Origin of the sequence: Pantoea sp. CTOTU49201 (assembly GCF_032054795.1) — a bacterium.
GTDB lineage: Bacteria > Pseudomonadota > Gammaproteobacteria > Enterobacterales > Enterobacteriaceae > Pantoea > Pantoea symbiotica.
Genome location: NZ_DAMBSA010000295.1, coordinates 1 through 6,228, shown reverse-complemented (window position 1 = coordinate 6,228; position 6,228 = coordinate 1). Strand labels below are relative to the sequence as shown.

The window sequence follows — 6,228 nt, the reverse complement described above, 5'->3', positions numbered from 1 at the left end:
TTAAGAGGTGAAGATGAAAAAAACAATTATGGTGCTGAGTAGCGTGGCGATCTTAAGTGGTTGCGGCATGATGCATAAACAGCAAGAGATGCCTCAACAGTTGCGCTACCAGTGCGGCACCTTGCCGCTGACCGTCACGCAGGATAATGCAAAGCAGCAGGTGAGCTTTATTCTGGATGGCAAGCCGCTGACGCTGACACAAACGGTCTCGGCCTCCGGCGCGCGCTACAGCGACGGCACTTACGTCTTCTGGTCAAAAGGCAATGGCGCTTTTGTTGAACGTAATAACAAAATCGTGATTAATGATTGTGAATTGCAGAACGCGGATACCTCCGCTCAGTAAACGTTAGAGAAAGAGAAACAGCATGAGCGACAGTGACAGCTTGCAAAATATTGCCCATCTGCGTCGTGAATACACTCGCGGCGGGCTGCGACGTAAAGATCTGCCCGATAATCCTCTGGCGCTATTTGAGCAGTGGCTGCAGCAGGCCTGCACCGCGCAGTTGCCGGATCCGACGGCGATGACGGTGGCCACCGTTGACAGCAGCGGCCAGCCTTATCAGCGCATCGTGCTGCTTAAGCACTACGACGAGCAAGGCATGGTGTTCTATACCAACCTCGGCAGCCGCAAGGCGCTGCAGCTGGCAGAGAATCCGCGTATCTCGCTGCACTTCCCGTGGCACTTTCTTGAGCGTCAGGTGATGGTGCTGGGCGAAGTGGAAAAACTGTCGCCACTCGAGGTGCTGAAGTACTTCAGCAGTCGCCCGCGTGATAGCCAGATTGGTGCGTGGGTGTCGAAGCAGTCGAGCCGCATTTCTGCGCGCGGCGTGCTGGAAGGCAAGTTCCTCGAACTTAAACAAAAATTCCAGCAGGGCGAAGTGCCGCTGCCAAGTTTCTGGGGCGGTTACCGCGTCAAATTCCACACCGTGGAGTTCTGGCAGGGCGGCGAACATCGCCTGCACGATCGCTTCCTCTACCAGCGTAATGACAATGGCTGGTCGATTGACCGTTTAGCCCCGTAAAACTGCGTTTTATCCCCTTTCAACGCTGGCGCAGTTGGCGTCAGCGCTTTATGCTATAGCCCTCTTTTTTTTCGTCTCCGCACGTCGGCGGAAAGCTGTGTACCAGCCTAGGTGCAGTCTGATCAATTTGGAGTCAGTGATGACCAGCAGTAACCTGATACAACAATTGCAAGAAAGGGGCTTAGTCGCCCAGGTAACGGATGAAGAAGCGTTAGCAGAGCGACTGGCGCAAGGGCCAATTGCACTCTATTGCGGCTTCGATCCTACCGCTGATAGCTTGCATTTGGGCCATCTGGTGCCGCTGCTCTGCCTGAAACGTTTTCAGGATGCCGGACACAAGCCGGTCGCGCTGGTGGGTGGTGCCACCGGTCTGATTGGCGATCCCAGCTTTAAAGCAGCAGAACGTAAACTTAACACCGCTGAAACCGTTGGCGAGTGGGTCGACAAGATCCGCAACCAGGTCGCGCCTTTCCTCAGCTTCGATTGCGGCGACAACAGCGCGATTGCCGCGAACAACTACGACTGGTTTGGCGGCATGAACGTGCTGACCTTCCTGCGTGACATCGGTAAGCACTTCTCCGTCAATCAGATGATCAACCGCGAAGCGGTGAAACAGCGTCTGAACCGCGAAGATCAGGGCATCTCCTACACCGAGTTCTCTTACAACCTGCTGCAGGGTTATGACTTTGCTGAGCTGAACAAGCGTCACGATGTGGTGCTGCAGATTGGCGGTTCCGATCAGTGGGGCAACATTACTTCTGGTATCGACCTGACGCGTCGTCTGCATCAGCAGCAGGCGTGGGGATTGACCGTACCGCTGATCACCAAATCCGACGGCACTAAATTCGGTAAAACCGAAGGTGGCGCAGTGTGGCTGGATGCGAAGAAAACCAGTCCGTACAAGTTCTACCAGTTCTGGATCAACACGGCGGATGCAGATGTGTATCGCTTCCTGAAGTTCTTCACCTTCATGAGCATTGAAGAGATCAATGCGCTGGAAGAAGAAGACAAAAACAGCGGCACAGCGCCACGCGCGCAGTACGTGCTGGCTGAGCAGGTGACGCGTCTGGTGCACGGCGAAAGCGGCTTAACGGCGGCAAAACGCATCACCGAGAGCCTGTTCTCCGGCAGCCTCAGCGCGATGACCGAAGCGGACTTCGAGCAGCTGGCGCAGGACGGTATGCCAACCATCACGCTGACAGCAGAAGACGATCTGCAGCAGGCACTGGTGGCGGCTGAGCTGGTGCCATCACGCGGCCAGGCGCGCACCATGATCGGTTCTAACGCGGTCTCGCTGAATGGCGAAAAACAGTCAGATGCGGAGTACCGTTTCAGCGACAGCGATAAACTGTTTGGACGTTTCACGTTGTTGCGTCGCGGTAAAAAACATTACTGCCTGATTAACTGGCAGTAAGCGTTCAGGGCCGGCTTCCGGCCCTTTTTTATGGCAAGACAGCAGTACAGGGCAAAATGAAAAATATTCTCGCAATTCAATCTCACGTTGTTTACGGACACGCCGGTAATAGCGCTGCCGAATTCCCGATGCGCCGCATGGGCGCAAACGTTTGGCCGCTGAATACCGTGCAATTTTCTAATCACACCCAGTATGGTCACTGGACCGGCACCGTGATGCCCGCCACGCATTTGACCGACATCGTTAAAGGCATTGCGGCGGTGGACCGCCTGAAGACCTGTGATGCGGTATTAAGTGGCTATTTGGGATCGGCGGAGCAGGGCGAACAGATTCTGGAGATCGTGCGTCTGGTGAAAGAAGCCAACCCGAACGCATGGTTCTTCTGCGATCCGGTGATGGGCCATCCGGAAAAAGGCTGCATCGTGGCGCCGGGCGTGGCGGAATTTCACTGCAAAATGGCGTTGCCCGCCAGCGACATCATCGCGCCGAACCTGCTGGAGCTGGAGATGCTCAGCGGGCATGAAGTGGCCAACGTGGAGCAAGCGGTGGTTGCGGCACGAGAACTGATTAGCAAAGGCCCGAAAGTGGTGCTGGTGAAACATCTGGCACGCGCCGGACGCCGCAGCGACCGCTTTGAGATGCTGCTGGTGACCGCCGATGAGTGCTGGCACATCAGCCGTCCGCTGGTGGACTTTGGCGTGCGTCAACCGGTTGGCGTGGGCGATCTCACCAGCGGCCTGCTGCTGGTCGATCTGCTGCACGGCAAGTCGCTGCAGGATGCGCTCGAGCACATCACCGCGGCGGTTTATGAAGTGATGCTGAAAACCCACGAAATGGGCGAGTACGAATTGCAGTTGGTGGCCGCGCAGGATGCGATTGCTAAGCCGACACAGCATTTCGCCGCTGAAAAGCTGTAAATTCCCGTAGGGTGCGCATGAATGCGCACCTGTAATTGAGGTCGCCATTAATGGCGACCCTACGATCTGGGGCGTGCGCATTGATAGCAATGCGACGAAGAATTGCGAAGGATTAAACCAAACCTTCCGCCTTCAACGCCGCCTGCACCGCTGGGCGCTCCGCAACCCGGCTAAACCAGGCTTCCAGCGCATCCAGTCCCGCTAAATCCAGCTTGATGGCTTTAGCCCAGCGCGTCACTACGAACAGATACACATCGGCAACGGTAAAGCGTAATCCCAGCAGCCACTGTTTATCCTGCAACGCCTCATTCACCTGCTGATACTTTTTCTCCAGCTGCGCACGGGCAATGGTTTTGTACTCTTCCGGCGTATCCGGACGGAACAGCGGACTAAAACTTTTGTGCAGTTCGCTGCTGACAAAACTCAGCCACTCCAGCGTGTGATAGCGCGTCAGGCTGCCGGTCGGGGCCAGCAGGTTGCGATCCGGCTTGAGATCCGCCAGATACTGCACAATCGCCACGCCTTCTGTCAGGATGCTGCCATCATCAAACTGCAGCGCCGGCACTTGTCCTTTCGGGTTAATCTGCCAGTAATCTTCTCCTTGCTCGGTCACTTTCTTCTGCAGGTCCACGTTCACCTGGGTAAAGTCCAGTCCGCATTCAAGCGCGACAATATGCGGTGATAGCGAACAGGCACCGGGCTTACAATAGAGTTTCATCATGGCTTCTCCTTGAGTGTAGTGGTGATCGAAGCAGCATAAGTCTGCCAGGGATTTTTGCCAGTGACAGCGATCAGGAATTGCGGTCACCGTTCAGGTTTATTCAGCAAAGCATGGCAGTAACGGCAGCTTTTCGAGCGCAAAATCCCAAAATTGCCGCACTTTTGGCGTCATATTCTTCACGCGTTGGGTGACTAACTGCACCGGCAACGGGGCCGGTTCCCATTCCGGCAGTAAACGCAGCAGTTTTCCGCTGTGGATATCGTCGAGAACCTGATACGACAGCAGCCGTCCAATGCCGTGTGCGCTGCGCAGCGCTTCCAGCTGGCTCTCCACATCATTAACCCGCAGACGCGGCGTGATGCGCACGCGCAGATCCTGGGCGAAGCGCCACTCGCGCGTATGGCGCAGGCTCGTCACTAACGCATGTTGAGTCAGTTCAGTGGGATGAGAAGGTGTGCCCGCCTGTTGCAGATAGTCGGGGCTGGCAATCAGCGTTGAACGCACCGTGCCAACCTGACGCGCCACCATCGAAGAGTCCTGCAGTTCACCAATGCGTAATGCGATATCAAGACCGTTTTCGATCAGGTCCTGATACGTGTCGCTGAGCACCACTTCAATCTGCATCTCCGCATGCTGTTGCAGAAAGGCATTCACTAAAGGCATGACGTGGCGACGACCAAACTGCACCGGTGCGGTTAAACGCAGCAAGCCATGCAGGCCGCTGTGGTGAGCGCTGTCGATGGCGCGCTGATAATCGCTCAACACCCGTTGCGCCTGCTCAAACAGCTGCCAACCGGCTTCGGTGGGTGCCAGCTGGCGGGTGGTGCGTTCAATCAGGGTGGTGGCGAGACGGGCTTCGAGGGTGTTTAGGGTGCGAGTGATCACCGGTGGCGATCGCTGTAACAAACGCGCGGCGCCAGCCAAACTGCCTTGCTGGATAACCGCGACAAACACCTCAAGCTCATCAAACCTGTCCATGCTTCTTCCACGCTGATTAACAGTGAGCCGACATCATGAAGTTAAGCGAGCGAAAAGCGAAGAGTGAGCAGCAGAAATCGTTAAAGGAAATGTGAATGGTGGGCAGAAAAAAGCCGGGACAAGCCCGGCTTTCTCATTACTGATGGGCGCTAGCGCGTTTCAGTTCAGTTTGACTGTCATCTTGCGTCATGCGGTTCAGCAATGGCGCGGTGATCAACATCAGCAGGGCAATCACGCCGGTAGCAATACCAATCTGCTGGAACACATGGCTGTAAACTGCCAGCGAAGTATGCGGATCGGTCACATCACTCGGCACTGCCATCAGGTTGGCGACTTTACCCGCAATCATTGCTGCACCTGCGGTGGTCAGGAACCAGGAACCCATGATGAAGCCCATCAGACGCTGTGGAACCAGCTGTGCCACCATCGCCAGGCCCAGGCCGGAAATCATCAGCTCACCGATGCTCTGCAACGCATAGCTGAGGATCAACCAGTTCACCGAGACAATACCGGCTTCGTTGGCAAATTTGGCACCAAACGGCAGCACCAGGAAGGCCGCTGAACACAGCACCATACCGAAGGCGAATTTGTGTGGCATCGGCATTTTATCGCCGAGCTTGTTATACACCGCCGCCAGGATCGGGCTTGCCAGCATAATCCAGAACGGGTTCAGCGCCTGGAACTGCTCTGGCTCAAAGGTGATGCCGAGAATCGCATGCTCAACGTTACGAATAGCGAAGAAGTTGAGTGAGGTTGGCATCTGCATATAAAGCACGAAGAACACAATCGCTTCTACCATCAGCAGGAAGGCCACGATCATCTTACGACGTGCCGCACCTTTCAACGCGAAAGCTTCTTTGGCGAAGATCACCACGATACCCGCGGCGATGACGCCCAGCGTCATGCGTGCGATGCTCTGATGATGCAGCAGCCAGGCCGCCAGCGCAATCAGCGCTACCACGCCAACCAGCGTCATCAGCAGTTTACCCATCTGCAGCGGGGCAAAATCCGGCTTGGAGCCGTAGTTTTTTACCACACGCTGGAAGAACAGGAAGTTCAGCAGCGTAATTACCAGACCGACAACCGACAGCGAGAACGCGGCGCCCCAGCCATATTTCGCAGCCAGCCACGGCGTCAGCATCATCGAGAACAGCGAACCGATGTTGATCGACATGT

Annotated in this window: 7 protein-coding genes; 4 read left to right on the top strand and 3 right to left on the bottom strand. The window is 55.8% G+C overall.

The features are described from left to right. Nucleotides 1–13: 13 nt before the first annotated feature. The 4 genes from RTY00_RS18100 (at nucleotide 14) to pdxY (ending at nucleotide 3,353) form a co-directional block, all read left to right on the top strand. A complete protein-coding gene (locus tag RTY00_RS18100; RefSeq protein WP_312665351.1) occupies nucleotides 14–343 on the top strand; it encodes an MliC family protein in 330 nt (109 codons plus the stop codon). 22 nt (nucleotides 344–365) lie between these two features. After that, nucleotides 366–1,022 (top strand): pyridoxamine 5'-phosphate oxidase, encoded by a 657-nt coding sequence (gene pdxH, locus RTY00_RS18095; RefSeq protein WP_008110277.1) that lies wholly within the window; start codon nucleotides 366–368, stop codon nucleotides 1,020–1,022. 139 nt (nucleotides 1,023–1,161) lie between these two features. Then, entirely contained in the window at nucleotides 1,162–2,436 is a 1,275-nt protein-coding gene (gene tyrS, locus RTY00_RS18090) for a tyrosine--tRNA ligase (RefSeq protein ID WP_008110275.1), read from the top strand. Between the two features lie 56 nt (nucleotides 2,437–2,492). Then, nucleotides 2,493–3,353 (top strand): pyridoxal kinase PdxY, encoded by an 861-nt coding sequence (gene pdxY / locus RTY00_RS18085; RefSeq protein WP_008110272.1) that lies wholly within the window; start codon nucleotides 2,493–2,495, stop codon nucleotides 3,351–3,353. Nucleotides 3,354–3,465: 112 nt separating this feature from the next. Here pdxY and gstA read toward each other — a convergent pair whose 3' ends face one another. The 3 genes from gstA to RTY00_RS18070 all read right to left on the bottom strand — a co-directional run. Further along, nucleotides 3,466–4,071: a glutathione transferase GstA gene (gene gstA / locus RTY00_RS18080; protein ID WP_312665352.1), complete on the bottom strand. Its 606-nt coding sequence runs from the start codon at nucleotides 4,069–4,071 to the stop codon at nucleotides 3,466–3,468. A 99-nt stretch (nucleotides 4,072–4,170) separates the two neighbouring features. Then, nucleotides 4,171–5,052, bottom strand: a complete 882-nt coding sequence (locus tag RTY00_RS18075; protein WP_312665350.1) for a LysR family transcriptional regulator — start codon at nucleotides 5,050–5,052, stop codon at nucleotides 4,171–4,173. A 136-nt stretch (nucleotides 5,053–5,188) separates the two neighbouring features. After that, nucleotides 5,189–6,228, bottom strand: a 1,040-nt coding sequence (locus RTY00_RS18070) for an oligopeptide:H+ symporter (protein WP_312665349.1), incomplete at its 5' end; no start/stop codon positions are given.